The organism is Pararobbsia alpina, assembly GCF_965118125.1.
GTDB lineage: Bacteria > Pseudomonadota > Gammaproteobacteria > Burkholderiales > Burkholderiaceae > Pararobbsia > Pararobbsia alpina_A.
The window spans coordinates 201875-228156 of record NZ_OZ221289.1 but is presented as its reverse complement, the minus strand read 5'-3'; the positions used below and the strand labels follow the sequence as shown (position 1 = coordinate 228156).

The following is a 26282-nucleotide window of genomic DNA, read 5'->3' as shown; positions in this document are numbered from 1 at the left end:
CGCCGGTAGCCTGTAGCAAGACTGCGCCTAGTAGGCGCTTACCAATGCGCCGGAGCATCATGAGCACGGGTATCACTTCATCACGATTGTCCCAACGCCTCGCCGCCGTTGAGGTGTTTGCGGTTTTCCTTAAATTGGGCCTGACAAGCTTTGGCGGACCGATTGCACACATCGGCTATTTTCGGCGTGAGTTCGTCGTTCGCCGAGGATGACTGGGTGAAGAGGTCTTCACCGATCTGGTTGGAGTTTGCCAATTCCTGCCGGGACCGGCGAGTAGCCAGGTCGGGTTTTCAGTCGGGCTGCTACGCGCATGATGGCTCGGTGGGTTGGCGGCGTGGTGCGGCTTTACGATACCGTCCGTGGCGTTGTTGTTAGCCTTTGCGAGCGTCGCCTCGCGGCTCGGTGGTTCCGTTGGCACCGGTCTCGTTCACGGCTTGAAACTTGTCGCTGTCGCGGTCGTTGCTCAGGCGGTCTGGGAAATGGCGCGCCGCCTCTGCACCGACATCAAACGCGTCGTCATCGCAGTCCTCGCCGTCGTCATCGTCAGCGTAACGTCGAGTGACTATGCGCAACTCATCGTGATCGTCTTCGGCGCGGCGCTCGGGTTCGTGCTGTGCCGGACGAACCGATTGACGCCTGGTCCGGACCTGACGAGCGAAGTGAGCGGCTTCGGCATTTCCCGCGCCGCGGGGATGGCGGCGTTGACGCTATTCCTTGGTCTGCTCTTCGGACTCCCGATGCTGGCGCGCCTGGACGCAAACCGCGCCTTGACAGTTTTCGACGCTTTCTATCGTTCCGGCGCTCTCGTATTTGGCGGTGGCCATGTGGTACTTCCACTGCTGCAACGACAAACGGTCGCAACGGGCTGGGTAAGTCCAGGCGATTTTCTGGCCGGTTATGGTGCCGCGCAGGCCGTGCCCGGCCCCCTCTTTACGTTTGCAGCATGGCTTGGCTGGATGAAGAGCTCGGCACCGAATCGTTGGATGGGTGCACTGCTGGCGACGGCGGGAGTATTTCTGCCGGGATTGCTACTCGTGCTTGCCGCATTGCCTTTCTGGCACACGCTTCGCGCCCGGCCTTCGATGGCCGCAGCGCTTTCTGGCGTCAACGCCGCTGTCGTCGGCCTGCTCGCCGCTGCGCTCTACTCGCCCGTTTGGGCGAGCGCAGTTCATTCCAGTATCGACTTCGGTATCGCAGGTATCGGTTTTCTCCTGCTCTCGCGGTGGAAAGTCCCACCGCTGGCCGTCGTCGCACTTTGCGCGCTGGTCGGCATTTGGCGAGCCTAACGGCCACCATCTTGCGGCAAACTGCCGTTCGTCTTTTCGCTTGAGCGCAGGTATCTATGACCGTTCATGTTTCGGTCGACATGCATTGAGCCATGGATGTCCGTCGCTCATCTCGAAAGCGGACACGCGCCAGTTCTTGTCAGTTCGACTTGCTGCCTCGACTGAGTGAAAGCTGGCGTGCGCGAGCCAAGGCTGGTGCCGGTATAGAAAATTAATTGACTTGAGCTAAGCTGCTCTCCCGTCACTCAATTTGCCGTGAAACTACGGCGGGAACGACGGTGATTGTAGCTTTAACGCCGACAGATCAGCATCACGGGAAATGCGCATGAACGAGACGGGTCCGATTGGCTATGAGCCGCCTTCTTTCGAGGCGACTCTCGCGAAGAGCTTCTCCCTACAGAACGTGCCGACGCTGCGGGCCGGGGTGGCGGCACAGTCGCCCGCCGTCATGTTTTCGCGGTTGACCAATGTTTGCGCTCAACCAGGTCGCTCGCTCGCCGTAAAACCGGAAGAAGCATTTATCTTCCAGGTTCCACTCATTGCAAATCCGGACCCTGATATTCGCTACTCCGGCAAGCCAATCTCGCGCTCCGCTGACGCTGGCAAGCCCGGCTGGTGTTGTCTGCTTGACCTACGCGATGGACCCACGCGCCGCCTGGATAAGCCTTTCGACAACATCCGCCTCTACCTCTCGCAGCGTACGATTGACGAATTCGTCTACCAGAAAGGTCGGCGGCGTATCCATGGGCTCGTGCAGGAGGGCTTCGGCGAATGGGATCCCGTGCTGTTCCATTTCTCGAAGACATTAGCGTCGATTCTTGAACAGCCCAGCGAGGTCAATTCGTTACTCGTTGACGCCCTGGCTATCGCCTTTTTCGAACATGTTATCGCCCGATATGGTGCAAGCGCATCCTCCGGACCTGTCCGGCGGCCTGCGCTGGCCCCATGGCAGATGCGACGCATCGTCGATTTCTTCGAGGCCAATCTCAATGGCAACCCGTCCATTGTTGATCTCGCAAGCCAGTGTGATCTTTCCGCGAGCTACTTCGCCGAAGCCTTCAAACAGACAACCGGGATTTCCCCGCATCAATGGCTGCTAAGGCGTCGAATCGAGCGTGCGAAAACACAACTCTGTGGTACGGACGCAAGCCTTGCCGCCATCGCCGCCGACTGTGGCTTTTTCGATCAGAGTCATTTTTCTCGGGTGTTTGTCCGTCTGGTCGGTTGCAGACCGAAGGATTGGCGGCAGCACAATCGCACGCGATAACGCATGCGTTGACGCGCAGCGTCCCCAAAGCTGCAAGTCAGAAACCTGGGGCGTTTGCAGCGTTTCGTACATCCGACCGTCGCTTTATCCAATATTCGGCGTCCTCGTTCCGATACGCTTCGAGCACATCGAGTTTGGGGGAAGCATCTTGGATCAGCCGCTTGAACACGCCTGCGACAGCATTGCAGAGACTCGGGCGCGTAGGCGCAACGCACCGATCGTACGCTCGTTCTTCGACGAGGCGACATGCACGGCGAGCTATGTCGTACACGATCCAGTCACACTGACAGCGGCCGTTATCGACTCCGTGTTGGACTTCGATGCACCCTCAGGCCGGACGTCGACGGCGTCGTCCGAAGCCATCGTTGCATACGTCGAGTCCGAGGGGCTAACGGTTGAGTGGCTGCTCGAAACACACGCGCACGCGGATCACCTCACCGCCGCGCCCTTTCTGCAAGCGAAGTTGGGCGGCAAGATCGCCATCGGTCGGGCCATCACCGCTGTTCAAAAGATCTTTGGCGACATCTTTAACGTCGAGCACGAATTCAAGCGAGACGGATCACAGTTCGACCATTTGTTCGACGACGGCGAGGTGTTCTCGATTGGAGGCCTTCTGTGCACCGTGCTCAACGTTCCGGGCCACACGCCAGCGGACGTTGCGTATGTGATCGGCGACGCGGTGTTTTGCGGAGACACGTTGTTCATGCCGGACTACGGAACGGCGCGCGCAGATTTTCCGGGTGGCGATGCGGGTCAACTCTATCGATCAATCAGACGGCTCCTCAGCTTGCCCGACGAAACGCGGCTCTTTCTTTGCCATGACTACAAGGCGCCGGGACGCGACAACTATGTCTGGGAAACAACCATCGGCGCCGAGCGTATGACGAACGTCCATGCTCGCGAAGGTGTGACCGAAAACGAGTTTGTCGCCGCACGTAAGGCGCGCGATGCAACGCTGGCCGTGCCGAAGCTGATCCTTCCGGCTATCCAGGTAAATATGTGCGCCGGCGTGCTGCCGTGCGTCGAAGACAACGGCCGACGCTACCTTAGGATTCCGTTGGATACGATCTGACGGCTGAAATGCGTGCTGAGTCCATTGCCGGCCGAATCGCAAAGCGCCGGCGGTACGGCAACAACCCAGGGCGATAGGACGAAGCCTCTTTTGTCCGCGCCCCGCCCTCCTCCTCCCTGCATCAACTCTTCAGAAGGTTCCCGATGAATCCCAAGCAGCTTGCAGCGAACCTGTCGATCAGTCCTCAGCGGAGCATCGCCGATATCGGACAAGCAAAAGCTCAAGGCTTTCTCTCCGTCATCGTCAACCGTCCCGATGGCGAGGAGCCGGGGCAGCCGACAATCGCTGAAATGCGCGATGTCGCCCATGCTGCGGGACTTGGCTTCACCGCGATTCCCATTCTTCCCGGAAAAGCCACAGCCGAGGACGCGGCGAAGTTCTCCGCCGCACTGGAGACATCGGAAGGCCCTGTGATCGCTTATTGCCGCACGGGCGTCCGAGCAGCCACGTTGTGGGCGCTATCGGTCGGTGCCTCGATCGAGCCCGACGTTCTCCTGCAACGAATTACCGAGGCAGGCTACGACCTGAGCGCACTGAAGCCCCGACTCGAAGCGCTTTATGAAGGCGCTCATGCACGTGGCGAACGAGATCCCGGCGACCACGAATAACGACGCGTCCCGCACGTAACGACCCGATCCCTGAATCAAAAAGGAAAAGTTGAACATGGCAATCACCAATCCTGCCTTACCGTCGTTTGTCGAGCATCGCGTCAAGCGTGACGGCGGATCCTTGTACGTGCGCGATTTCTCCGGCGCGGGCCCCGCCTTCGTCGTGCTGCACGGCTTTCCCGACGACTCGCACATCTACGACCTGCTCATTCCTCGCCTCGTTTCGGCCGGGCGGCGCGTGGTCGCCGTCGACTTCCTTGGTTTCGGTGGGTCCGACAAGCCAGTCGGCGCGCAATACAGTTTCCCGCAGCAAGTGGCAGACCTCGAAGCGGTCGTCGAGACACTCAAGCTCGAGCGGATCATTCCTGTCGGTCACGATGCAGGCGGACCCGCTGCCATCAACTTCACGCTCAAGCATCCCGATCGTACATGCGCGGTTGTCGTGATGAACGCCTTCTATGGCAATTCACCCGGCCTGCGCGTGCCCGAACTCATCGAACTTTTTTCAAACAGGGAACTGCGCTCGCTGGCGATGCACTTCCTGCAAAGCCCGCAACAGTTTGCGTGGCTGATCGATTTCCAGCGCAACCTGCTTCAGCAAGGACTGACCGACGCGCAGAAAGTGAATTACTTTGAGTTCCTTGGCCCGGTGATCGACAACAACTTCCGTCAACAGCCGAGCGCAGCCGCCGCGTTTGCGCAGATGACGTCGCACTTGCATGAAGAGGTGGCCGCGAACACGGCTCGAATCATCGACTTCAGGCGCTCCGACGTTCCGGTTCATCTCATCTGGGGTAAGGCCGACCCGTACCTTCATTTGAGCGTTGCGCAGCACATTCAATCGCAGGGGAAGAATGTTTCGCTGCACGCGCTAGATGCCGGGCACTGGCCGCAAATCGATGCCGCCGACGAAGTCGCGCAGATCATGCTTGAAGTGCGCTGAGCACATTTCGCCGTTTGCTACAGCCAATCGGCAGGACGTCAGGCGTTGTGAGCTCTATGGAGAGAATATGAGAACAGAAGGTTCCGTGGTGCTGATCACGGGTGCGTCGTCTGGTATCGGCAACGCGACTGCACGAGTCTTGGCGAACGCGGGCTACCGCGTCTTCGGCGGCGTTCGGAGGCCTGATACCGCTACGAAGGTGCACGGTGTCGAGTTCGTACAAATGGACGTCCAAGACGATGCATCCGTCGTATCGGCCGTCAACGGCGTGCTTGAGAAAGCCGGCCGAATCGACATTGTGATCAACAACGCCGGCACTTCTCTGATGGGCCCCGTCGAAGCCACCAGTGACGCCGAAGCAAAACCATTGTTCGATGTAAACGTCCTGGGAGTGTTGCGTGTCATGAGGGCAGCGTTGCCCTCCATGCGAAGCAATCGCAGCGGCCTCATCCTCAACGTCAGTTCCGTACTAGGCTTCCTGCCTGCTCCATTCATGGGGCTTTACGCGAGCAGCAAGCACGCGCTGGAAGGCCTCTCGGAGTCGCTCGATCACGAAGTGCGAACCTTCGGCGTACGAGTCGTACTCGTTGAGCCCAGCTTCAGTCGAACGGGATTGGACTCGAATGCGATGCAAACCCAGGCCGTGATCGAGGACTACGCTGTCGATTTGGGCCATAGCATGAACGCAGTGCGGCAGCAGATCAGAGAGGCCCTGCCTCCCGACGTGGTTGCCAAAAAGATTCTCTCGATCGTGCGCGGCTCGCACCGTCTGCGACAACCGGCTGACGGTCGAGCGAGGCTGCTCAGCGTCTTGCGTCGCTTTGCGCCGTTCGGGCAGGTCGACAAAAGCTTGCGCCGGGCGTTCGGTCTACGAGCTTGACGACATCCGTGCCCTCAAAACACACGCTTGGCAATCTCAGTGGTAGGCAATCGCTAAACGCACGACAATCTTTCCGTTCGCGCTGACGCTCTCCATCAGTCGACGTGCTTCGCCTATTTCGTCAAATCGAAAGACGCGTGCTGCCCTAGCTTTGTAAAAACCCTGATCCGCGCGGTCTCTGACGCAAAGGAATTTCGGCCGTCGGAAGCGCGGCTGCCCGAACATGAAACCGCCGAAGACGCCGAAATCCATTCCGCTCGGCCTCTGGGTCACGGGCATGAAGCCGCTAATCGCATCGGTACCACGCAGAAAATCCGCCGGACAAAAGGTGGTCATGCCAGCGAACCATGTTCAATGAACCTGTCACCGTACCGTTGCCCAACAGCTTCAGCACTGCGTCAACGGCATCGCGGCGTAGATCACGCACGCGCTGTGGAGAATCAGCGGCTTCGAGCGTCACTTCCGGGGCGCCGAGCACCTCGAGCGACGGCGCACGTTCCAGGTTGCGCGTGGTGGCAACGACCCGAACGTCATCTGGTGAACCTCATCGAGTCAGGCAGCGAGGTCGTCAGCGGGCCGCGAGAGATCGACCTTGTGCCGCAAGCAACACCCCCGGCGATAGCTGACAAGCACTTCGGCACGAGGCTATCCGACGTCCTTTTCCGAACGCGCCACCAACGTCTAACCTGTGCCCGAGCCGAGCCCGCAAGCAGCTTTGGATTCTGCACCGGAGGCGAGAATATCAACGATGTATTGCGTATTGGTGTGAGTGACATTGGCCAGCGCGCGACGCAAATCTACCACTTAAAAACCTGAGGTGATCTACGCTGGCTCGCGCAAGCGCAATGATACCGTCGCCCCTGACTCCTCGCTTAACCGCGACGATCTTGTTATGGCCGTCGGACCATCTCGTGCCTATTTTCCTTTTGTCGCGAGCCTTGCGCTCATCGACGGCCATCGCGGCACCGGCTCATTGAGCACCGCCCAGAACATACCGAGGTCGTTGATCGCCTGTAGAAAATCGTTGAACTCGACCGGCTTGACCACGTAGGCGTTGACGCCGAGTTCGTAGCTACGCAGCAGGTCGGACTCCTGCCTCGACGAAGTCAGCATGACAACGGGCACGTAACGCAACTCATCGTCCTTGCGTATCGCCTTAAGCACATCGTGTCCGTCGAGCCGCGGCAGTTTCTTGTCGAGGAGGATGACTGCAGGGTGTTCGTCGGCGCGACCGGCCCAATCGCCGCGGCGCGTCAGAAAATCCAGCGCCTCGACGCCATCGCGCGCCGTGACGACGGGATTCGCCAGCCGGCATCGCTCAAGCGAAATCAGAATTAACTCGAGATCGTTGGGATCGTCTTCAACGACAAGAATAGGTTTCAACGCGTCTATCATTGTGTATCTTCTTTACGCTCGCCGATGATCGGCGTGAGATTGCCCGTGGCCGCGAGCCGCGCCAGCGCTGCGCTCGCAGTCTCGGCTTTCGCGCCAGCCTCGGGACGAAACTGCCGCGGCAGCGAGAAGTAAAACGTTGCACCTCTTTCGATAGCGCCCTCCGCCCACGTAGTGCCGCCATGCCGCTCGATAATCCGGCGCACGTTCGCCAGGCCGATGCCGGTGCCTTCATAGTCGTCATTGCGATGAAGGCGTTGAAATACCCCGAACAGTTTGTCTGCGTATTTCATATCGAAACCTGCTCCGTTATCGCGCACGAAGATCACGTCCTGGCCATGGAGTGCACCCTCCCCGCGATACGCACCGATCTCTATGGTCGGCTCGTCGCGCTTGCGCGTGTACTTCACCGCATTCTCTATCAGGTTCTTCATCGCGACGTGAATAAAGACCATGTCGGCATTCACGCGCGGCAATGCATCGATGGTCCAGCGGATGCGCCCTGCCTCGCCTGAATCGACCTCGTTCGCGATGATCGCATCGACGACCGCGCGCAAGTCGAACGGTTTTGCCTTGATAGCGGCGCGCCCCATCTGTGCGAAAGAAAGCAGATCGTCGACGAGCCTACCCCCGAAGCGCGCTGCAGTGGCAATTCGATCGACGTATTGCCGGCCGCGCTCCGACAGCCGGTCGTGCTCAATTTCCCTCAGCAGCGTCGTGAAGCTGACGATATGCCTTAGCGGCGCACGCAAATCGTGCGATACCGAGTACGAGAAGCCCTCGAGTTCCTTATTGGCCCGACCGAGCTCCAGCGCGAGCTGCGCAATCTCCTCCGCGCGTCGCAAGATGATATCAAGCAGCGCAGTCCGGAATTCAGTGGCGATCTCGATTTCAGCCGCGCTCCATGGCTTCGAGCGATTGCGCACGGTGTCGGTCCACGCTTCGAAGCTTCTGCGCGGCGACAAGTACATCGAGTCATCGGCTGCCACCTTTTTGCGGGGATCACCTGCCCAGCGTATCGTGCGCACGAACTCGGGCCTGAACCAGATGATGTAATTGCGGAAGACCTTTGAAACCGACAACGCAAGAAAGCCCGCACACTCGGGCGGCAGGCCCACCTCAGGGCACACCGTCGCAGCCGAGTCTGTCGCGCAAACATCCGGCGACGTCGAATCGAGCCACTGAATCAGCCGCTCCGCTGTAGCTATTTCCGGAGCTGCGCCAATCGAAGACAACCGGCCTTCGAAGGCGATCACTGCGCCGGCCGAACCGGTCAGTTCGACGAGGTCCGCCTCACCTTCGACGAGTGCATTGACGAAGCTTTCCGGTTCAGCCATGCGCGCAAGCAGCTTCGAAAGACGCTCTCGCAAGAGCAAACGATGCGATGCGCCCTGATGTGTCTCTTTCGCTTCAATCTGGAGCGACAACACCTGCGCAACGTGCTCGCACGCGGACCGTACTTCCAGCGCCGGCACGCGAGGCGCGTCGTGATGGCACGAAATGAGGCCCCAGAGCTTGCCTCCGACTACGATCGACATGGACATCGACGACAGCGTACCCATGTTCTTCATATATTCGATATGCACGGGAGACACGCTGCGCAACGACGCAAACGTCAGATCCGTCGGCTCGCCGGTCAGCGGGTGAAGTGTCGGTTCGAGCGGCGAGGCGACGTAGTTCGCATCGGCAATCAGCCGGATCCGGTTCTTGACGTAGAGTTCGCGTGCCTGAGCAGGAATGTCGCTCGCGGGGAACCGCTGGTCGAGGTATGACGCGTAGCCCGGCTCGATCGCCTCGGCGATCACGTGGCCATGGCCTTCGTCATCGAAGTTGTAAATGAGGGTACGGCCGAACCCTGCGACGCGTTGAATTTCCATCGCCGCGATCTCGCAGAGTTCCCTCACGGTGGACGCACGCTGGACATCTGTAACAAACGACCGCACTAAAGCGTAGAGCGACGAAAAAGAGTCAATATTGCCCATTGCGGGGACGAGTTCAACGATCTGCACGCCCCCGTAGCGGTGCATGACGATTGCAAAACGCCCCGAATTCGCATTGCACGGCGCGGCAGGGATATCTATCGTGCCGAGATAGGCGGCGACACCCTCGGAGGAGGCTACGCCAGATGCTTCGAGCACTTGTCTTGCCAGCGTGTCGCCGATGATTTCCGAGAGCGCGGCACCGAGCGGCAAGCGGTGCCGATAAATCTCACGGGTATTCGCACTTGCCTGCACGATGTGTCCTGCGTCGTCGAAGCTGAACAGATAACCGTGCGGCTGGATGCCACCCGGAACGTGTATCGGTTCGCGACCGCAATCCGCGTCGGCTTGTATATGGGCCATGCTTGATTGTCGACCTTAAAGAAGGTGGGCGATTCGAGCTGAGGTCAATCACATTTTACCGGTAGCTCCATCGGCCGTCGCGTCTTCATACTGCCTCCGCGACAGAATCGAGTAGACTGCCGAGCTTGGGAGAAACGGGGCCGCAAGGCGAGCGTTTGCGTGGTCGCGAAGCGCTGCACCGGGCCACCCGTCACCACCTTCCTTTTTCTGGATTCGGCAATGAATAAGACGCTAGCGCGGCTGAGCAGCGACGTTCCAGGCCTCGATGAAATCTGCGGCGGCGGACTGATCGCCGGATCGTCATACATCGTGCAGGGGCGCCCGGGTGCGGGCAAGACCATTCTAGCAAACCAGGTTGCGTTCGCGCAGGCGAGCCGTGGCGCCAAAGTACTGTATGTCACGTTGCTGGCCGAGTCCCATGACCGGCTGTTTCAGTCGCTCTCAACGCTCGACTTCTTCGAAGCCTCGCGCGTCGGCAAAGATCTGACCTACGTCAGTTTGTTTCGCACGTTGCGCGAAGAAGGACTCGAAGCGCTCGTCACGATGCTTCGCAACGAGTTGATGCGCCTCAAGGCGACCGTGCTGGTACTTGACGGCCTCCTTAACGCACGCGAAAGTGGGCAGACCAACCTCGACATCAAGACGTTTGTCGCCGAATTGCAGGGTCACGCCGCTTTCTCGGGCTGTACCGTGCTGTTTCTGACAAGCGCACGCATCGACGAGTCAAGCCCGGAGCACACCATGGTCGACGGCGTGATCCAGATTGAAGAAAGTGTGTTCGGCTCGCGCACGGCGCGCCATATCCGTATCGCGAAATCGCGTGGGAGCCGTGCCCTCGGCGGGTTTCATCTATTCGAGATCACAGGCCGGGGAATCGTCATCTACCCGCGACTGGAATCGGCGCTTGCATTTCCGTCAACCAGCGAACGAATTCCGGAAAATGCCAAGCGCCTGACGACTGGAACCAAGGGACTCGACGAGCGCATAGGCGGCGGACTGCCAGAGGCATCGGTGTCGGTGCTGGTGGGGCCGGCAGGTAGCGGCAAGACCACCTGGGGCGTCAATTTCCTGCGGCTCGCCACGCCGCAAAGTCCGGGCGTGCACTTCGGATTTTACGAGACGCCTGAGCGCCTCGGCGCGAAAGCGCGCGCTCTTGGCATCGACCTCGAAAGCCTCATTGCGTCGAGAGCGCTCACCGTGATCTGGCGTCCGCTCACGGAAAATCTTCTCGACAAGCTTGCATACGATTTGCTGTATGCGGTCCGCGAAACCAAGGCGCAACGCCTGTTCATCGACGGCCTCGCGGGTTTCGAACGTGCGACCGTCGAGCCGCACCGCATCGTCGAATTTTTTGCCGCGTTGACCAATGAGCTCCGGGCGACCGGGGTGACTACAGTCTCGACGTGGGAGGTCAAGGAACTCTCGGGCCCCTGGATTTCCAACCCATCTCCGGAAATCCTGAGCCAGCTCGACAACGTGATCGGCATGCAGCATGAACGGGTCGGCGGCACATTGCGCCGTAGCATCACGATCCTGAAGGTTCGCGACAGCCTGTTCGACACGTCCGTCGCCGAGGTTGCCATCGACGGCTCCGGCGAAGGCCTGCGTATCGTCGGGACGATGCCGACTGATGGTACGGTGACCGACGACGGGGCACTCAAGCGATAAAGCGTGGGCCCCGCGCATGACTAACCTCGTCACGGTCGACGATGAATCGCTAGTCACCGACTTTCTGGCATTTTTGCTCGAAAGCGAGGGCTATTGCGTCTATCCTGCGACCAATGGAAAGGAGGCACGTGAGGTCATTGCTCGCGTGCGTCCTGCGCTAGTGATCACCGACCTGATGATGCCGGTCCAGTCGGGACTGGAGCTTGCGACGGTGCTACGCGCAAGTGTCGAATTCAAACACCTGCCGATCATCTTGTGTAGTGCAGTGCCTGGCGCCATCGCGCAAGCTGACCGGCATCTGTTTTCCGCGATGCTGCAAAAGCCCTATCCGCCGGCGGAGCTCGTACAGCTTGTCGCGAGCTACGTGAGGCACGCAGGCCCTGCCGAGGCAGAAGACGGCAGCATGTGACCGGACTCGCCTGATAGGCGGGTTGCGGAGTTCTAATCCCTTAACCCCGGCAATGGCCGCGAGCAGGTCATGAAGCGTGTCCTCATAGTTGACGATGAGCCGGATTTGCTTGAGGTGTGGAGCTTTGCGCTTGAACACGTCGGCTATCTCGTCGATCGGGCGCACAATGGAAACGCGGCCCTCACGATCCTCGCCGCCCAGCTGCCCGACCTGATCGTTACCGACCTCATGATGCCGGGCATGGATGGCGCAGAGCTCTGCCGGCTAGTACGCAACAACCCCGAGTGGGCCAAAGTCCCCATTTTGTTACACACTTCGGCGCACGTCGCGGTAACCTCCAGCCTGCTATGGAACGCAGTGTTGAGAAAGCCGGCGTCTATGGACGCCTTTCTCGTGACGATCGCCAACCTCACTACCCGGTAAGGAAGACTATGCGTGGCGCGAACTGTATGTCCCGATGTGACTTTTTTGCCGCTTTCGCCACTTGATGGACTTCGGAACGGTCATGGGAACGCCGATATCTGACGCGATCGCCGTCGATGCGCTTCTGTTCGAACGGCTTCCCGACCCTTACCTCGTTATTAACGCTCGGTTGCAGGTCGAAACGGCCAACGCGGCGTGCCGCGCTCTATTCGGCGTCGGCGACGCCGGGTTCGGATCACAGCAGATCAATCGGATCGAAGCGCTTGCTGAACGCGGCGACATGATCACCGCGCTCGTTGAAGATACGTACGCGGGTCGCGTGCGGCGTGTCCCCGTCTTCCGCTTCACGCAGTCGGCGCAGCCCGACCCGGATCGGAGCAACGCGTCGAGATATTGGCAGATCCAGGCGTCGCTTTTGTCCGCCGCCGATTCCAGGCCGCCGCTGGTCGCGCTCCGCTTCGATGACGTCACCCTGCGTATCCTCGAGGTCGAACGCGAGCGCCGCGAACGCGCTCAGATGCGTTCTCACGCGCGCCTGAAGACGCTGCTTGCCCAAGAAGCGCATGAACGTGTCGACGAGCACCGGTTACAGTTCGAGCAGGTGCTCGAATTCGCCGGTGTCGGCGCCTGGCAGCTCGATCTGACGACAGGCACAATCGCGTGCAGCGAACGGTGCCGCATCGACCTGGCGATCGAGGACGTGTCCGGTTGTTCCTTCGAAAAGCTGCTCGGAAACGATGCTGAGCGGATCGCCGCTAGCTCGAAGGCTGTGTCGGAGGGCCTGCCTTTCGAGTTCGAGGTCGCGGTGAGCAACGCAAACGGTCATCGCTGGGTCCTGATTCGCGGCATGGGGCGCCTCAACGAAAACAGCGCCCTGCGCTCCGTTATCGGCTTCACGCTTGACATTACCGCACGCAAGGAACACGAGCTCGAGCTCGACGCGCGAGCCGACGTTGAGCGAAAAAGCCGCGAACGTAGCGAGGCGCTTGCACGGACAATGGATGAGTTTGTCGCCGCGGTGTCGCATGAGCTACGCTCGCCGCTCAATGCCATCGTCTCTTGGGGTGAATTGCTTCATCTTGTCGCCGACCCATCCGTCGTTGCTCGAGCCAGCGAAGCGATCCGCCGCAACGGGCGGCAACTGTCTCATATGGTCGATGACCTGCTCGACAGCGGCGCTGTGGCGAGCGGCAAACTCTCTGTCAATCTTCAGCCCGTCGATCTCGGCGCTCTCACTGCCATCGTGGTCGAGGACATGCGCAAAGCCGCCGAGCACAAAGGCCTCTTGTTGCAGGCAACGGACATTTCGCCGTGCCGGACGCTGGCCGACGACAGTCGCATGCGGCAGGTCATCTCCAACCTGCTGACTAACGCGATCAAATTCACGGATGCCGGGCGTATCGACGTGTCGGTCATCGCGACAGATCGCGAAGTCACCCTGACCGTGCACGACACGGGACGCGGCATTGAACCAGAGGCATTGCCACACGTATTCGACCGGTTTCAGCAATTTGCAGATCGCCCGAGTGGGCGCTCGGGCGGACTCGGCCTGGGTCTGTGGCTGGTTAAGCAGATCGTGACGCTTCATCAAGGAACAATCGACGCGGCGAGCGAAGGCCCTAACCGCGGCGCAACCTTTACCGTGTGCATCCCCATCGCCGCGTCGTTCAAACCATAGACGCCCACGTCCCTTCCATCTTCCCTCGTGCATTATCGGGACTGCGTTTCGCCCCGCGGTCCAGTTACACCAGAGGTGGCTGGAAACTACACGGTTTTCTGGCGCATCAGCTACACCCTCTCCGACCTGACCGCAAAGGTTTGGGCATCCATCTCACGAAAGTATCTATCCAGGTCCTGTCCTCGGAGCTGCTTTTTACGTTAAGCATCGTACCCGAAGCGAGGAATTGCACCCTCCGCGACCGCGACTCCGCCTGCGAATGCGGATTAAGCGGCCGAACACTTCCCCGATTGCCGACACGTGAAATGCTCGTCAGGTTCGCCGGCCGGCCGTGACAAATGAACGTCGTCATTAACCGAGTCAAAGTCTGTCAGATTCGCGACATCGGATCGTCGCAGCAGTTGGTCGACTGAGAAACGCCGCAGTCGCCTACCGCGAGCTGCTTTGTCGCACCGCTGGCCCACCGTCCATTTATTAATACAGATGAACTGTACAGTTACTCTGTATTAATGTTATGTTCTCAGCATGGTCAAGTCATCACCTACATCGAAGTCACCATCGGCGGCAGCGCTAGCCGGTGAATTGCGCATTTCACTAGGCAAACTGATTCGACGGGTGCGGGAACAGGCTCATCCGGGCGACTTCACGTCCGCCCAGAAGTCGGTGCTTCTCCGCCTGGATCGCGACGGGCCTGCCACGGTGTCTGCGTTGGCCCGTGCAGAAAGCGTCCGTCCGCAGTCCATGCGTATCACGGTGGCTGGACTAGAAGTTATGAAGGCTGTCAGCGGCAAACCCGATCCCACCGATGGTCGGCAAACCCTCGTCGACCTGACACCCGGTTTTAGGAAAACCCTCAAGGAGAGCCGGACCGCCAAAGAAGACTGGCTGGTCCGTGCCCTGCAGGCGCAACTATCCCCGCAGGAACAAAGCGAACTCGCGGCTGCAGTGAAGCTACTGCAGCGCCTCGCCGACTTCTGAACCAACACCACCTGTTTCAGGAAATGGCATGGCCCTCACCACGCTCGACCCGAATACCGCCCTTATCATCGTTGACCTGCAAAAAGGCATCGTCAGCGCCCCCTTTATTCATCCCATCGACGAGATTGTGGATCGTTCGCGTGCACTGCTCGATGCGTTTCGCGAACGCGGCCTGCCGGTCGTTCTCGTCAACGTTGCCGGCGTAGCGCCGGGGCGTACCGAGCGGCAGCGTCACAGCGGATCGTTCTCGGCGGGTTGGACTGACTTAATCCCCGAACTCAATCGGCAGCCCAGCGATATCGTCGTGACGAAGCGAAGTTGGGGCGCTTTCGCAAACACCGGTCTCGAAAGCCAGCTAAAGACGCTGGGCGTCACCCAGGTCGTCATCACTGGTGTCGCCACCGGCACGGGTGTCGAGGCAACTGCGCGCCAGGCTTATGAGCACGGTTTCAATGTCACCCTGGTCCTCGACGCGATGACGGACGCACGTTCCGAGGCGCATGACTACAGCATCAAGAACGTTTTTCCGAAGCTGGGTGAAACGGGCACGGCTCAAGACGTCGTCGACCTACTGTCAACAAGGAGCGACTGAAAATGGTATGGCTTCATCTTGTCTGCTACTTCTTCGGCGGCGCCTTTTTCACAAACGCTGTGCCGCACTTCGTGGCCGGTTCAATGGGAGAACCGTTCCAGAGTCCGTTCGCGAAGCCGCCAGGACAAGGTCTGTCCTCATCCACGGTGAACGTTCTTTGGGGCTTTCTCAATCTGGTGATCGGCTACGTGCTCATTTCTCGCTTCGGCGATCTCGACCTGAGGCGCACGAGCGATGCCGTCGCATTCGGGCTCGGCATCCTGACCATCGGGCTACTTTCCGCGCGGCTATTTGGCCGCTTCCACGGCGGCGATACGCGAGAGCATTCGTGAGCGCGGCAGCAACGGGCATCTTCCGTTCGCTGAGGAACTTCAACTACCGGATCTGGGCGGCCGGGGCGCTGGTTTCGAATATCGGAACATGGATGCAGCGCACGGCCCAGGACTGGCTAGTCCTCACCCAACTCACCCGTCACGATGCATCGGCCGTGGGCGCGGTCATGGCGTTCCAGTTCGGCCCACAACTCCTGCTCCTTCCCTGGACCGGCTTCGCGGCCGATCATTACAACCAGCGCAAGCTCCTGATAGCGACCCAGGCGACGATGGGGGTTCTTGCCTTGGCACTGGGTCTTCTCACCGTCACGGGTAGCGTCCGGCTCTGGCATGTCTATGTATTCGCTTTTCTGTCTGGCTGCGCTTCGGCCTTTGATGCTCCCGTGCGTCAGACCTTCGTGGCAGAACTGGTCGGCGATGCGGACCTGCCAAACGCAGTCGCGCTCAACTCGACCTCGTTCAACGCGGCGCGAATGATCGGACCCGCAATTGCCGGTGTGGTCATCTCCGCGGTTGGCACCGGCTGGGCGTTTATGCTCAACGGGGCCAGCTTCCTTGCAGTGCTGGCATCCCTGTTTCTGCTCCGTATCTCCGGTCTGCATGCGAACGCACGAGCACACCGAACAAAGGGGAGTCTGACCGAGGGATTGCGCTATGTATGGTCCCGACCAGACCTCAAGGCGATCTTGGTCATGTTGTTCCTGATCGGTACGTTCGGACTGAATTTCCCGATCTTCATCTCAACCATGGCCGTCAGTGTCTTCCGCGCAGATGCACGTGGCTACGGCCTCCTGTCGTCGATCATGGCCATCGGTACAGTCTCAGGGGCACTGCTTGCCGCCGGCCGCGATCGGCCACGGTTCATCTCGCTAATGATCGGTGCCGCAATTTTTGGACTCAGTTGCACGCTGGCCGCGACCGCCCCGAACTATTGGCTGTTCGCCGCTGCGTTGGTCGTCATTGGGGCAGCTGCCTTGACCTTCACCAACGCGACCAACAGCCTGATGCAGCTCACAACCGAGCCCGCCATGCGGGGACGGGTGATGGCGCTGCGCGTGGCCATCGCGCTCGGCGGTACGCCGATCGGTGCACCTATCGTGGGTTGGGTGGCGAATCATGTGGGTCCACGCTGGGCACTCGGCGTCGGTGCGGCATCGGGCATCGCCGCGGCCATCGTGGCCATCTACACCATGGCGCGGCAGAGTCATCGGCCGCGGTGGGACGAACTTCACCAGGGGGACAAGTCGCGCTAATGTCGAACGCCACGACCTCTCCGGCCTCGCAAGGCGACGAACGAACAGACCGCACCGGGGACTTACAAGCCTCCGCTCCGCTATGGTTCCTAGCTGCTCTTTCAGCACTTTAGTGTTGAGCGTGCCACGCGACACGCTCAGATATTCACGCGCAGTTCTTGTGGGGCCGGCACCCGAGATGCAAGGGATGGCCGATAGCCAGCGGGGTTGCAGTCTTCGGAGCGCATTCCAGCACCGCTGACCGCAACCCCGTGTTGCACGGTTACCGGATGCGAAGGTCCGGATCAGCGCGGCCCAAACACGATGGCAATCCCTATGGTACGCGAGCCTGTCGCAATGAAATGAGTTCGCCAAGAGCAGCGCGTGCTAAATGTTTCAATGCCTGACGCCGGATGCGCTTCCAGGCTGCCATCTCTCGGCAGAGGGTGGCGGCCGCAAATACCGATGCTTGCACGTCCCCCCCTTCATCCAGCGTCCGTAGCATCCGCTGATTCGAGTCGACTAGTTGTTGTCCGAGGCGGACTATTTGCTCCTCGGCCGTCAACAGCACGATGCGTTGCGCGTACTCGTTCATCAGGTTGCCTCGCAATGGACTTGATACATTCGTTGCGTGTTGAATCTCGCGCTGCTACCGATCGTATGCGAGGGTGGTCAGCATCTCGCGAACCAACGATTTGCTCTCCGTACGTCGACATCATCGTTCTTATTGTATCGAGTTAGTAGCGGGGGCGATTTTGCAGCCCATGCGTCGTTGAACGTCATTGAAATCCGTGTCGGAGCGGGCGAATTCGAGACGCAAAAGTGAGCCGATCGACGGTTCGCAATCCAAGTGATCGATGGAATGAATCGCGAACGAAACTGCCGTTGTCCTGCCGGCCCACGCCAGCGGCGAATTCGGATGACGATTCTATGCCACCGCTCGGAAGTTTAATTTACAGATACAACGCCCACTTATAGCCGACCGGCACCTCCCGGGAAAACTCAGCGACCTGTCGGGTCTGCAAAGGACGGCCCACGACGGTCATCCGCTTTTGTAGAAAGCAAATGTCGCGTGAGGAGGTTATCTGCCCTAGACCGCCGTCAGCCCGCCGTCGACGGGAAGGTCGATACCCGCGATGTAACTACTTTGATCCGACGCCAGGAATAACGCTGCGGAAGCGATCTCCTCGGGACGCGCCAAACGCGCCAAAGGCGTTATCCCGGTGATCTGCTCCCTGGCCTTGGCGGCGCCCTCCTTGGACGGGAACTGATCGTCGAACATCGGCGTGTCGACCGCGCCAGGGCTCAGCACGTTGGTCCTGATCCGCCGTTCCTTGAGTTCGCTGGTCCAGGTGCGGGCAAATGACCGAATCGCTGCCTTGGTGGCACTGTATGTGCTGCGGCCCGGAAGTCCTTTGCTCTTCCCGGCGGACGCCACGAGGATGATAGAAGCACCGTCGTTCAGGTAAGGCAACGCCTTTTGAACGGTGAAATAAGTGCCGCGGGCGTTGGTGTCGAAGGTCCTATCGAAATGCTCGGGCGATGCCGTGGTGGTCATTTGCTTTTCGACGAAGGTCGCGCCGGCGAAAATCACATCGATCTTTCCCATTTTACCGACGGCCTGGTAGAAACGATCGAGGTCATCGAGCTTTGAAATGTCGATTCTTATGCCAGAGACATTCTTCCCGATCTCTGCGACCGCCTTGTCGAGTTCGGCCTGCCGGCGACCGGCAATGAATACATAGGCACCCTCTTCAGCGAATCTTCTGGCAGTCGCGAGGCCGATGCCGCTGCTGCCCCCCGTGACCACGGCGATCTTGTTTTTCAATAAGGACATTCGTTACCTTTTTCACTGTTGCGCTTCGACGGCCGCTGAGGCCCGGCCCTAACGCAATGCCCCTTCAGCCGGGCGCCTGTTCCAGGCGTTCGATGCGATCGAGCGTGTAGTCGAAGCCGGTGGAGTCCATTGCTTGCAGGAAGGCCCGAGGGCCGCCATGGCACGGCGTATTTTTCCCAAGGCTTCGCTATGCGTGCCATGAATGGCTCTTACTTAGGTCGTGGCGAGGTTGGCCCTTTTCCGCCGACGGGTCGAACTCAGAGCTGCGACCAGCCTCCATCGACTGGGATCTCGGCGCCAGTTGTGAAGGTAGCGTCGAACGCGAGGAAAAGGACGGCCCTAGCGATCTCCTCCGAGGTCCCAAAGCGCTTCATCGGGATGATGCCGAGCGTGTGCTCCCTCACGTGAGACCGCATCTCCTCCGTGGGAAACATCTTTTCGAGAATGCCCGTCTCGATGGGGCCGGGCGACACCGCGTTGACGCGAATCTCCCGAGGAAGAAGTTCGGTGGCAAGCACCCGGGCGAAATTACGCAGTGCAGCCTTCGCGGCCCCGTACGAAGCTTGGCCCGGCAATCCTTTGACGTTAGCGACGGAGGTGGTAAGGACGACGGAACCTCCCCGGTTGATCAAGGGCGCGAGCTTCTTGACCGCGAAGAACGGTGCCTTGGCGTTTAGGTTGAACATCTCGTCGTAGATGGCCTCGGTCACGCTCTCGAGGGGCGCTGGAATGCTGAACCCGGCGTTGACGAAAAGCAGGTCGAAGTTGTGGAACTCGGCCTTCACCTGAACGGCCAGAGCGTCGATCGCCGTCAACGACCGGGCATCGCTTGAAACGACAATAGCGTCATTCCCAAGCTCGCACCGCGCCAGTTCCAGCCCAGCCTGCGATTGACCCGTCACCAGAACGTGCGCGCCACCCTCGATAAGCATCTTCGCCGTAGCGAGCCCCATGCCGCTGGTGCCGCCGATGATCAAAACTTTTTTCCCTTGGTACCGTTCCATGTGTATTCCCCTTGTGACACTGCGCCACGCCGCACATTTTTAACTGTTTGGTACGATAATAGACGCGATTGCCGTGGTCAATGAATTTTGAACTATCCATTTCAAAACGTCGTGGAATCCGCAGCAATCATGGAGCGCCGCAATCGCCTGCTGATTCAGCCTACCTGGATCAATTCAGCCGCGATGGGGCTTTTCCCTCAGCCCGCTCTCAACTTGCTGCGAAAGACGACGTACTTTTTCTACGTCACGACGAGCCGTTCTCTTTCGGCGGATTCATCGACGACAGGGGTCTGATAGGCGGGAAATTGACGCCGGAGACATTGACGACGGCCTGCCAGGCGGCTTCCTGATTTGCGCCATCATGGAGGTGTGGCTGGAGCTGCGCCTCGATTGGGCCTGAGAATTTCCCCTGAGCCGAGGCGAAAAATTGCCCTGAGACGTCGGTTCCGAACTCCGACGCCTGGAGGTATCGACGGGCCGCGGTTTCCGGCGTCTGATTCATCCCGGGAATGAGGTTCACGATGGGAATGAACAGGTACTTCAACAAAGGGCCAGCATTTCGCACCACCTTGGTGTCGGTCGCCCCGCCTGGCGATACGGCGTACACGGCCATGCCGGAGGGCAGACGGCGGGCCAGCGCTGCGGCCCACCAGGCGATAACGAGCTTTGCGTCAGCATACGCATTATTGGGCACGTATTTCACGTACGGCCCGTTGCGCAGCAGGGCTTCCATAGTAGCGGTCAGGTCGCCTTGGTGGTATTTGGCAGCGAATGCGTCCACGTCGGTGTACTTGAACATGGGTACGCCGCCCCGGGCAGGCTCCGCGCCCGCGATAACAATCCGCGCGTTGGCGCTAAGAACGTTAGCGCGAAGCAACCCGACAGTCAGTTGATGATGGCCGATCAGCGGGGCCTGAGATGCTTCAACACCCGCCGCGGTGATCACGCGCTTCTTGGTTGGGACCAAGCCGGCATTGAGCAGCAGGAAATCGATCGGCCGACCTTGTTTGACCAGCTCTGCAAGCGCGGACTGAACGCTGGCCGGCGTGTCTAAATCCAGCCCTAGCGGCGTGAAGACTTGTCTTTTGGTTTCCGCTGCGAGTTGAGCGGCGGCTTCCTTGGCCCGAGCCACGTTGCGTCCGGTGATGATGATCTCGCGCCAACCCTCTTCGGCAAGAATGCGAGATGCGGCATAACCAAGTCCGGAGGTGGCGCCGGTGACGAGCGCGATCGAATGTTCCATAGGCGTCTGTCTGGTAAAGGTGAAAGCCGAGTCGCGAAACCCCGTAAAGCCGGAAACGACTTGTTAATTTAGAACTATTCGGTTATATATTTGAACAATGAAAATTGTCAACGAGTTTTGAACTAAATGATTCAAAATAGTCCTAGGCCGCGGGGTCGACCGCGCAGCTTCGACGAGACGCGGGCGCTCGAAAAGGCGACTCAGATGTTCTGGTCGAAAGGCTACGACGGTGTAACGATTGACGATCTCGTTGCCGGTATGGGGGTGGGACGGCCGAGCCTGTATGCCATCTTTGGCGACAAGCGGGCGATATTCCTGCGCGTCCTTCAGGGGTACGCAGAACGGAAAGGCGCGGCTGCCGCGAAAGCCCTCCTCTCGCCTCAGAGTCTTCGCGACGCGATCCCGGGCTTTTTGAGGTACGCCGTCGAAAGCGCGACCGAGAAAGGGTCTGCCCGGGGCTGCCTTCTGTTGTGCGTCGCGCCGCTTGTGGACGACCCTGAGGTTCGGCAATTCCTGCAAAACGCGGCCACCGGCGGCGTCGCACTGGTGGAAGGCCGATTCCGGGACGCAATCAGCGCGGGGGAGATCCCGTCCGACTTCCCGGTAGCCCCGCGCGCAATCCAGGTCACTGATTTAGCGCGTGGGCTGACCATGCGCGCGCAATTAGGCACACCGCGCAAGACGCTCCTCAAAGATGCTGAGGAGGCGGCCGACTTGGTGCTCCTCCCTCAGCGCGTCTGACCGGTTATCGGAACTATTAAAAGATGATCAAGACAACTGACTTGAGGGGCGGGCCCGCGGCGTTTGGCCGTCCGATGGGCATGGGCGGCGCGGTCACGGCTTCGAGACGTGTCCGATGATTCACGCGCAGGTGTCAGCCTTTCGTTTCTTTTCTGGCGACCTTCTTAACTCTTTCCACCGGTCAACGATCAAGCGGCCGTGCTCGAATGACCAGCGGCAGACTTTTGAGTTTGAGAGATGTCGATTGCGCTTCACGACGCCGGAGCCGTCATCCGCATGTCCGCGTAGCGCAAGGAACAAGTGACTGCTCATCGGCCAAGCTCAGTCCGATGACGTTCGGCGTTTGCCGACCGAGATGGAATGGACACTCCCATCCCTGCGGGCGCCGAGCACGATAGACCCGATCGCGCTCTCCGGGGCCGATCGGCAACAATGTGCCGCTGGTGAGTTCAGAAAGGTACCTCGTGGAAAGGAGGGCTTAAATGAATGCCGCGACTTACGGACTGGATGTCGCGAAGCACCTCTTTATGCGCGAACTTGGTGGCCTCTGCCGCGATCGATCACTCTGGACCCGTCGGCGTTCCGGAACATGCTCTGAGCTCGCCCAGGCTAGACGGTTGCGCTCCTGCTGATCGCCGGTGTCGTGTCGGTGATGCGTTTTAAAAGGTGCTATCCCCGTGGAACTGGCCGCCGGAAGTAATGACTGCGCACAGGTGATTGGAGCATCGTGCCGGTCCTTGCGCTGGGAGTGATTGCGCCAGCCACGTCTACGTTATCACCGGCTGCCGCCGCACAGCCCGCTCTAATTGAGCACACCTCTGAGGTTGTCTCGACGCTGGAGGCGTCGCTGCAGCGAGTCGCCAATGCTAAAAGAGGTCAGCTTGGCTGTTGATGCGTACGGCGATGACTTGTTTCGATCGGAGCCACACACACGGCAGTAGGAACGACGAAATCGGTGACGAGCCTTTCCGTATGAAAGGGACTTCCCCGCCGAGACTGCGGCACAAGCCGCGAGTTCCGATTGAAGCGATGGCGGTATGAATTTGAGCAGGCGCTATCCAGGCGCCCGGTCTGAGATTACGCCGTACCAACCAAGAACCGTCCCCTCGACGTCGAGATGAGCACGCGCACGGCTCAAAACGGTGCGGTACGTCCCATCCGGCCACGCTATCCGGAACTGAACTTCCCAGGGCTTACCAGTGGGAATCCATTGCAGCCATGCTGAACGAACGCGCGCCCGGTCGTCAGGATGCATCTTCGCCAGCCATCGATCTATACGACACTGCATCGTATCATTGGGAGAATCTTCAAATGTCGGACTGATGTAATAAAGGTCGCCCTCGGCATTCGTCGCCCACGCGATATCGGGGTTCAACTCCACGGCATGACGAAAATGCTCTTCGCTTTGCTTAAGTGTTCTTAAGACACGGTTCTGTTCCGTTACGTCGATAGCAACAACGGAAAAACCGATGTTCTCCCCGCCAATTTCGTTGACCTTTTGAGCAAACACGCGGTACTCGCGTTTTCCTATGAGGTAATCCTGCGGCGGTAGGGGATCGGGTCCAAGCGCCTTATTCAATACCGTCTCAACCCGCCTGAGGGTTTCACCTTGCATGACGTCGTAAATCGTCTTGCCTTCCAATTCGCGACCGGTGACGCCGTGCATCGCCGCAAAGATATCGTTGGCGCGTACGTGCCGATAATGTAAATCGAGAAAGCAGAGTCCGACTGGAGCCTGGTCATAGAGGGCTTCCAACTGGTGAAGCTGCTGGAAAGGAGAGGTGTCAAGGAGAGCGACTGGCGCCGCCCTCTCCGCAAGGCGTTCGCAGACCTTTCTTGCCTCCGAGGCGGGCACGCCTTTGCCATAAAGCCACCCTTGTCCTAGAGGACATCCAAGAGCTCGCAGAATCGCTGCCTCGGCGTCGGTCTCGACGCCCTCACCTACGATCGTAATGCCAAGACTCTGTCCCAAGCCCACGACCGCAGAGACGATCCGCCGCTTGCGATTGTCGTATTCCAGTCCACGAACGAACTGTGCATCAATCTTCAGCTTGCGGAATGGAAAGGCCTCAAGTCGGGCGAGACTGGAATATCCCGTTCCGAAGTCGTCAAGCGAGATGGCTACACCGATCTTGCTGAGCCGGTCTAGGGTCCGAAATGCCGCGGTACTGTCGGAGATCAAGGAGCTTTCGGTGATCTCAAGCTGAGTGCGCGTTAACGGAAAACTTGTTTGCGAAGCCAAAACACTGAGCCGCTCTGGCAGATCATCGCTGAGAAGCTGACCAGGGGTCACATTAAATGCAAGAAAGAAACGACCCTGCCACTGCGCTGCCGCTGTGCACGCCGAGCGCATCAACCCCTCTAGGAGGGCATCGACGAGTTCATGCTTATCGAGAATTGGAATGAATTGCACGGGGCTGATTTCGCCCGCTTCAGGATCACTCCAACGGGCAAGAATTTCGAAACCGGCCAGAGATCCGGAGCGGAGATCGACGATTGGCTGAAAGGCCGGCCAAACTTGCCCACACTCCAGTGCGTTTTCCAGCCTGTATCGAAGCTCGGCCCGAGTTGCCGTCGCGAGCAGGGACGTGTTGTCCTCCATCATTTCTTCTCGCCGAGATAAGTTGGTCAAAGCGCTTGCGAAATGCGTTTTAGGTAGGATGGCTCAATGTATGGCGGCAGTCTACCCTTAACTTTCCTGCCAGAACCGGTCGGAACGCCTTCTCTAGCCGCGAATACGGCCGGCCAGCAGACACACCGAGCGAGGTGGGAAACCCTTGCCAAAGGCGCTCGAAGCCCGTCGCGCAGATTCTAATGAGCCAAACCGGAGTAAGTGTTATCAAATGGGCGGGTCTGCTATCTTTAGGCGCCTGTTTCTGTTGGCGACCGCGATGGGTCATTGTGAAAACTGGGCGATAGAGTCGGGGTATTCGCGCAGTATCCGCGGTCGATCAGTTCGACCTCGCTTCCATCCGCGGTGGTGATTCTCTTCCGACTGAAGTACGGATACGCCGAGCAAGACGCGACGACGGCATCGGCGACAGTACGTCCGAACCCAGGAGCGAAGGTCGCCTTGCTCCCGTGCGCCTGCTTCAGGCTGCTTACGAAAATCATCGGTCGCTCGTCGCGCCAGCGTGCACTGACAAGACCCAGACGAGTCTTCACCGCATCGAACTTCACATCACCTTAAACCCCTTGAAGAGCTCGATTGCCGGCTCGCGGTAGATACGTTCTACATGGCAATCGACAAGCGCGGAGCCGTGCCTTCCATCCTGCACTCTGATCAGGGAACAGCATATTCGGCTGTCGACTACAGAGAGCTGCTTAACCGGCATTCGATTCGCCAAAGCATCAGTCGCAGGGGCAACTGCTGGGACAACGCGCCCATGGAAAGCTTCTTCCACAGCTTGAAAATGAGCTGGTCATGCACTGCGACTACAAAACTCGTGAGCAGGCGCGTGCACGGCTGTTGGAGTACATGGGGGTGTTCTATAACCGCTAGCGCCGTCATTCGACGATTGGCTACGAAGCGCCGCTACGCTTCGAAACATTAACCGTTGCTCAAGTCAGAGCGCCCACCGAACGTGGGTAAGATCAAAGCGGGTAAGGCTGCAGCGTCGCCGCTGCAACCTCCCCTAAGAACCGTACGTGCAAGTTTCCCTGCATACGGCTCAAGCATTCCTGAAGCCACACGAAAATGTGACCGACGGTGCAGAATCTGCCGTCTGCGCGTTGCCTTGCCAAAGTTCTCCCGCCGCAGCGGAGGGCGCAGACACCGTGAACGGTGCTCTCTCATGCTTCCCTCGATGGAGTCCTTCGACGGCTTCACGCTGGAACACCGAACGGAAGTCTGCTCGCTTTCACGTGAGGTAATGTTGCAACCTCTATCCGAACCGTTACGGCCCGGCATTCGCTTTTTCCGTCTTCTCATACCCGCACAGTCGACAACTCGCCTTGCGGTTCGTCTGCCTCGTGGGCGACCGTACGGGCTTGCCACGTTCCCGCTCCATCACACGACCGGTTTAGGACCCGTCTTTTCGCCGGTGGACCTTGCTGACGACGTGCTCCGAACTGTGAGCGGAGCAACCGTCCACGCACCGTTTTGGTTAATGCCTATCAGCAGCTTTGGCACCTTGCATATGACGACGTTTATCAACGGTTCACATTCGTTATCCCTGCCAGTCAGCCACGCGTCTCGGCCCCCATCGCTGCTCGGAGCCTCCATATGCCGTCTCACGACGGCACACGCTTTCGGACTACGAACTTCAGAAGGGCTTCATCAAAAGCCGTTGCCAGCCTCAGATGCCTTCCTAGGCTACCGCTGGTCGTACAGCGGGTTCTCTATCGCAAGCGCT

22 protein-coding genes and 2 pseudogenes are annotated in these 26282 nt (G+C 59.4%); 16 read left to right on the top strand and 8 right to left on the bottom strand.

Annotation, left to right across the window (positions count from 1 at the left end; genetic code table 11):
• Nucleotides 1-59: 59 nt before the first annotated feature.
• The 6 genes and pseudogenes from chrA (at nucleotide 60) to ACMFWR_RS31760 (ending at nucleotide 6056) form a co-directional block, all read left to right on the top strand.
• A pseudogene (gene chrA / locus ACMFWR_RS31785) lies at nucleotides 60-1286 on the top strand (chromate efflux transporter).
• A gap of 325 nt (nucleotides 1287-1611) precedes the next feature.
• Nucleotides 1612-2553, top strand: coding sequence for a helix-turn-helix domain-containing protein (locus ACMFWR_RS31780; protein ID WP_413197755.1), 942 nt, complete (start codon nucleotides 1612-1614; stop codon nucleotides 2551-2553).
• 145 nt (nucleotides 2554-2698) lie between these two features.
• Nucleotides 2699-3625, top strand: a complete 927-nt coding sequence (locus ACMFWR_RS31775) for an MBL fold metallo-hydrolase (RefSeq protein WP_413197767.1) — start codon at nucleotides 2699-2701, stop codon at nucleotides 3623-3625.
• 143 nt (nucleotides 3626-3768) lie between these two features.
• A complete protein-coding gene (locus ACMFWR_RS31770) occupies nucleotides 3769-4233 on the top strand; it encodes a TIGR01244 family sulfur transferase (RefSeq protein WP_413197754.1) in 465 nt (154 codons plus the stop codon).
• 55 nt (nucleotides 4234-4288) lie between these two features.
• A complete protein-coding gene (locus tag ACMFWR_RS31765; RefSeq protein ID WP_413197753.1) occupies nucleotides 4289-5176 on the top strand; it encodes an alpha/beta fold hydrolase in 888 nt (295 codons plus the stop codon).
• Nucleotides 5177-5243: 67 nt separating this feature from the next.
• Nucleotides 5244-6056 (top strand): oxidoreductase, encoded by an 813-nt coding sequence (locus ACMFWR_RS31760; protein WP_413197766.1) that lies wholly within the window; start codon nucleotides 5244-5246, stop codon nucleotides 6054-6056.
• 36 nt (nucleotides 6057-6092) lie between these two features.
• Here ACMFWR_RS31760 and ACMFWR_RS31755 read toward each other — a convergent pair whose 3' ends face one another.
• The 3 genes from ACMFWR_RS31755 to ACMFWR_RS31745 form a co-directional block, all read right to left on the bottom strand.
• Nucleotides 6093-6392 carry a hypothetical protein gene (locus ACMFWR_RS31755; protein ID WP_413197752.1) on the bottom strand — a complete coding sequence of 100 codons (300 nt, stop codon included), beginning with the start codon at nucleotides 6390-6392 and terminating at the stop codon, nucleotides 6093-6095.
• A gap of 579 nt (nucleotides 6393-6971) precedes the next feature.
• Nucleotides 6972-7439 carry a response regulator gene (locus ACMFWR_RS31750; protein ID WP_413197751.1) on the bottom strand — a complete coding sequence of 156 codons (468 nt, stop codon included), beginning with the start codon at nucleotides 7437-7439 and terminating at the stop codon, nucleotides 6972-6974.
• An 8-nt stretch (nucleotides 7440-7447) separates the two neighbouring features.
• Nucleotides 7448-9790: an ATP-binding protein gene (locus ACMFWR_RS31745; RefSeq protein WP_413197750.1), complete on the bottom strand. Its 2343-nt coding sequence runs from the start codon at nucleotides 9788-9790 to the stop codon at nucleotides 7448-7450.
• 219 nt (nucleotides 9791-10009) lie between these two features.
• Between ACMFWR_RS31745 and ACMFWR_RS31740 the strand changes: the two genes are divergently transcribed.
• The 8 genes from ACMFWR_RS31740 (at nucleotide 10010) to ACMFWR_RS31705 (ending at nucleotide 17123) form a co-directional block, all read left to right on the top strand.
• Complete coding sequence (locus ACMFWR_RS31740) at nucleotides 10010-11458, top strand: RAD55 family ATPase (protein WP_413197749.1); 1449 nt, start codon at nucleotides 10010-10012, stop codon at nucleotides 11456-11458.
• A 16-nt stretch (nucleotides 11459-11474) separates the two neighbouring features.
• The gene (locus ACMFWR_RS31735; protein ID WP_413197748.1) at nucleotides 11475-11867 is read left to right on the top strand and encodes a response regulator; all 393 of its coding nucleotides are present in this window, start codon (nucleotides 11475-11477) and stop codon (nucleotides 11865-11867) included.
• A gap of 69 nt (nucleotides 11868-11936) precedes the next feature.
• The gene (locus ACMFWR_RS31730) at nucleotides 11937-12290 is read left to right on the top strand and encodes a response regulator (protein WP_413197747.1); all 354 of its coding nucleotides are present in this window, start codon (nucleotides 11937-11939) and stop codon (nucleotides 12288-12290) included.
• Nucleotides 12291-12372: 82 nt separating this feature from the next.
• Nucleotides 12373-13968, top strand: a complete 1596-nt coding sequence (locus ACMFWR_RS31725; RefSeq protein WP_413197746.1) for an ATP-binding protein — start codon at nucleotides 12373-12375, stop codon at nucleotides 13966-13968.
• Between the two features lie 525 nt (nucleotides 13969-14493).
• Nucleotides 14494-14946: a MarR family winged helix-turn-helix transcriptional regulator gene (locus ACMFWR_RS31720; protein ID WP_413197745.1), complete on the top strand. Its 453-nt coding sequence runs from the start codon at nucleotides 14494-14496 to the stop codon at nucleotides 14944-14946.
• Between the two features lie 28 nt (nucleotides 14947-14974).
• A complete protein-coding gene (locus ACMFWR_RS31715) occupies nucleotides 14975-15538 on the top strand; it encodes a cysteine hydrolase family protein (protein WP_413197744.1) in 564 nt (187 codons plus the stop codon).
• Between the two features lie 2 nt (nucleotides 15539-15540).
• Nucleotides 15541-15870 (top strand): hypothetical protein, encoded by a 330-nt coding sequence (locus ACMFWR_RS31710; RefSeq protein WP_413197743.1) that lies wholly within the window; start codon nucleotides 15541-15543, stop codon nucleotides 15868-15870.
• Nucleotides 15867-17123, top strand: coding sequence for an MFS transporter (locus ACMFWR_RS31705; protein WP_413197742.1), 1257 nt, complete (start codon nucleotides 15867-15869; stop codon nucleotides 17121-17123). The genes ACMFWR_RS31710 and ACMFWR_RS31705 overlap by 4 nt, the downstream gene beginning before the upstream one ends.
• Before the next feature lie 313 nt (nucleotides 17124-17436).
• On the opposite strand, the gene ACMFWR_RS31700 is transcribed toward ACMFWR_RS31705, so the two are convergent.
• The 4 genes from ACMFWR_RS31700 to ACMFWR_RS31685 form a co-directional block, all read right to left on the bottom strand.
• The gene (locus tag ACMFWR_RS31700; RefSeq protein WP_413197741.1) at nucleotides 17437-17697 is read right to left on the bottom strand and encodes a hypothetical protein; all 261 of its coding nucleotides are present in this window, start codon (nucleotides 17695-17697) and stop codon (nucleotides 17437-17439) included.
• Nucleotides 17698-18192: 495 nt separating this feature from the next.
• Nucleotides 18193-18939 (bottom strand): SDR family NAD(P)-dependent oxidoreductase, encoded by a 747-nt coding sequence (locus tag ACMFWR_RS31695; protein WP_413197740.1) that lies wholly within the window; start codon nucleotides 18937-18939, stop codon nucleotides 18193-18195.
• Nucleotides 18940-19196: 257 nt separating this feature from the next.
• Entirely contained in the window at nucleotides 19197-19943 is a 747-nt protein-coding gene (locus ACMFWR_RS31690) for an SDR family oxidoreductase (RefSeq protein WP_413197739.1), read from the bottom strand.
• A gap of 244 nt (nucleotides 19944-20187) precedes the next feature.
• Nucleotides 20188-21186, bottom strand: a complete 999-nt coding sequence (locus tag ACMFWR_RS31685; RefSeq protein WP_413197738.1) for an SDR family NAD(P)-dependent oxidoreductase — start codon at nucleotides 21184-21186, stop codon at nucleotides 20188-20190.
• A 126-nt stretch (nucleotides 21187-21312) separates the two neighbouring features.
• Between ACMFWR_RS31685 and ACMFWR_RS31680 the strand changes: the two genes are divergently transcribed.
• On the top strand, nucleotides 21313-21927 hold the full coding sequence (locus ACMFWR_RS31680; protein WP_413197737.1) for a TetR/AcrR family transcriptional regulator: 615 nt from the start codon (nucleotides 21313-21315) through the stop codon (nucleotides 21925-21927).
• A gap of 1054 nt (nucleotides 21928-22981) precedes the next feature.
• Here ACMFWR_RS31680 and ACMFWR_RS31675 read toward each other — a convergent pair.
• The gene (locus ACMFWR_RS31675) at nucleotides 22982-24532 is read right to left on the bottom strand and encodes an EAL domain-containing protein (RefSeq protein WP_413197736.1); all 1551 of its coding nucleotides are present in this window, start codon (nucleotides 24530-24532) and stop codon (nucleotides 22982-22984) included.
• Between the two features lie 622 nt (nucleotides 24533-25154).
• Between ACMFWR_RS31675 and ACMFWR_RS31670 the strand changes: the two are divergent.
• Nucleotides 25155-25481 (top strand): annotated as a pseudogene (locus ACMFWR_RS31670) (DDE-type integrase/transposase/recombinase); the annotation flags it as partial.
• Nucleotides 25482-26282 lie beyond the last annotated feature (801 nt).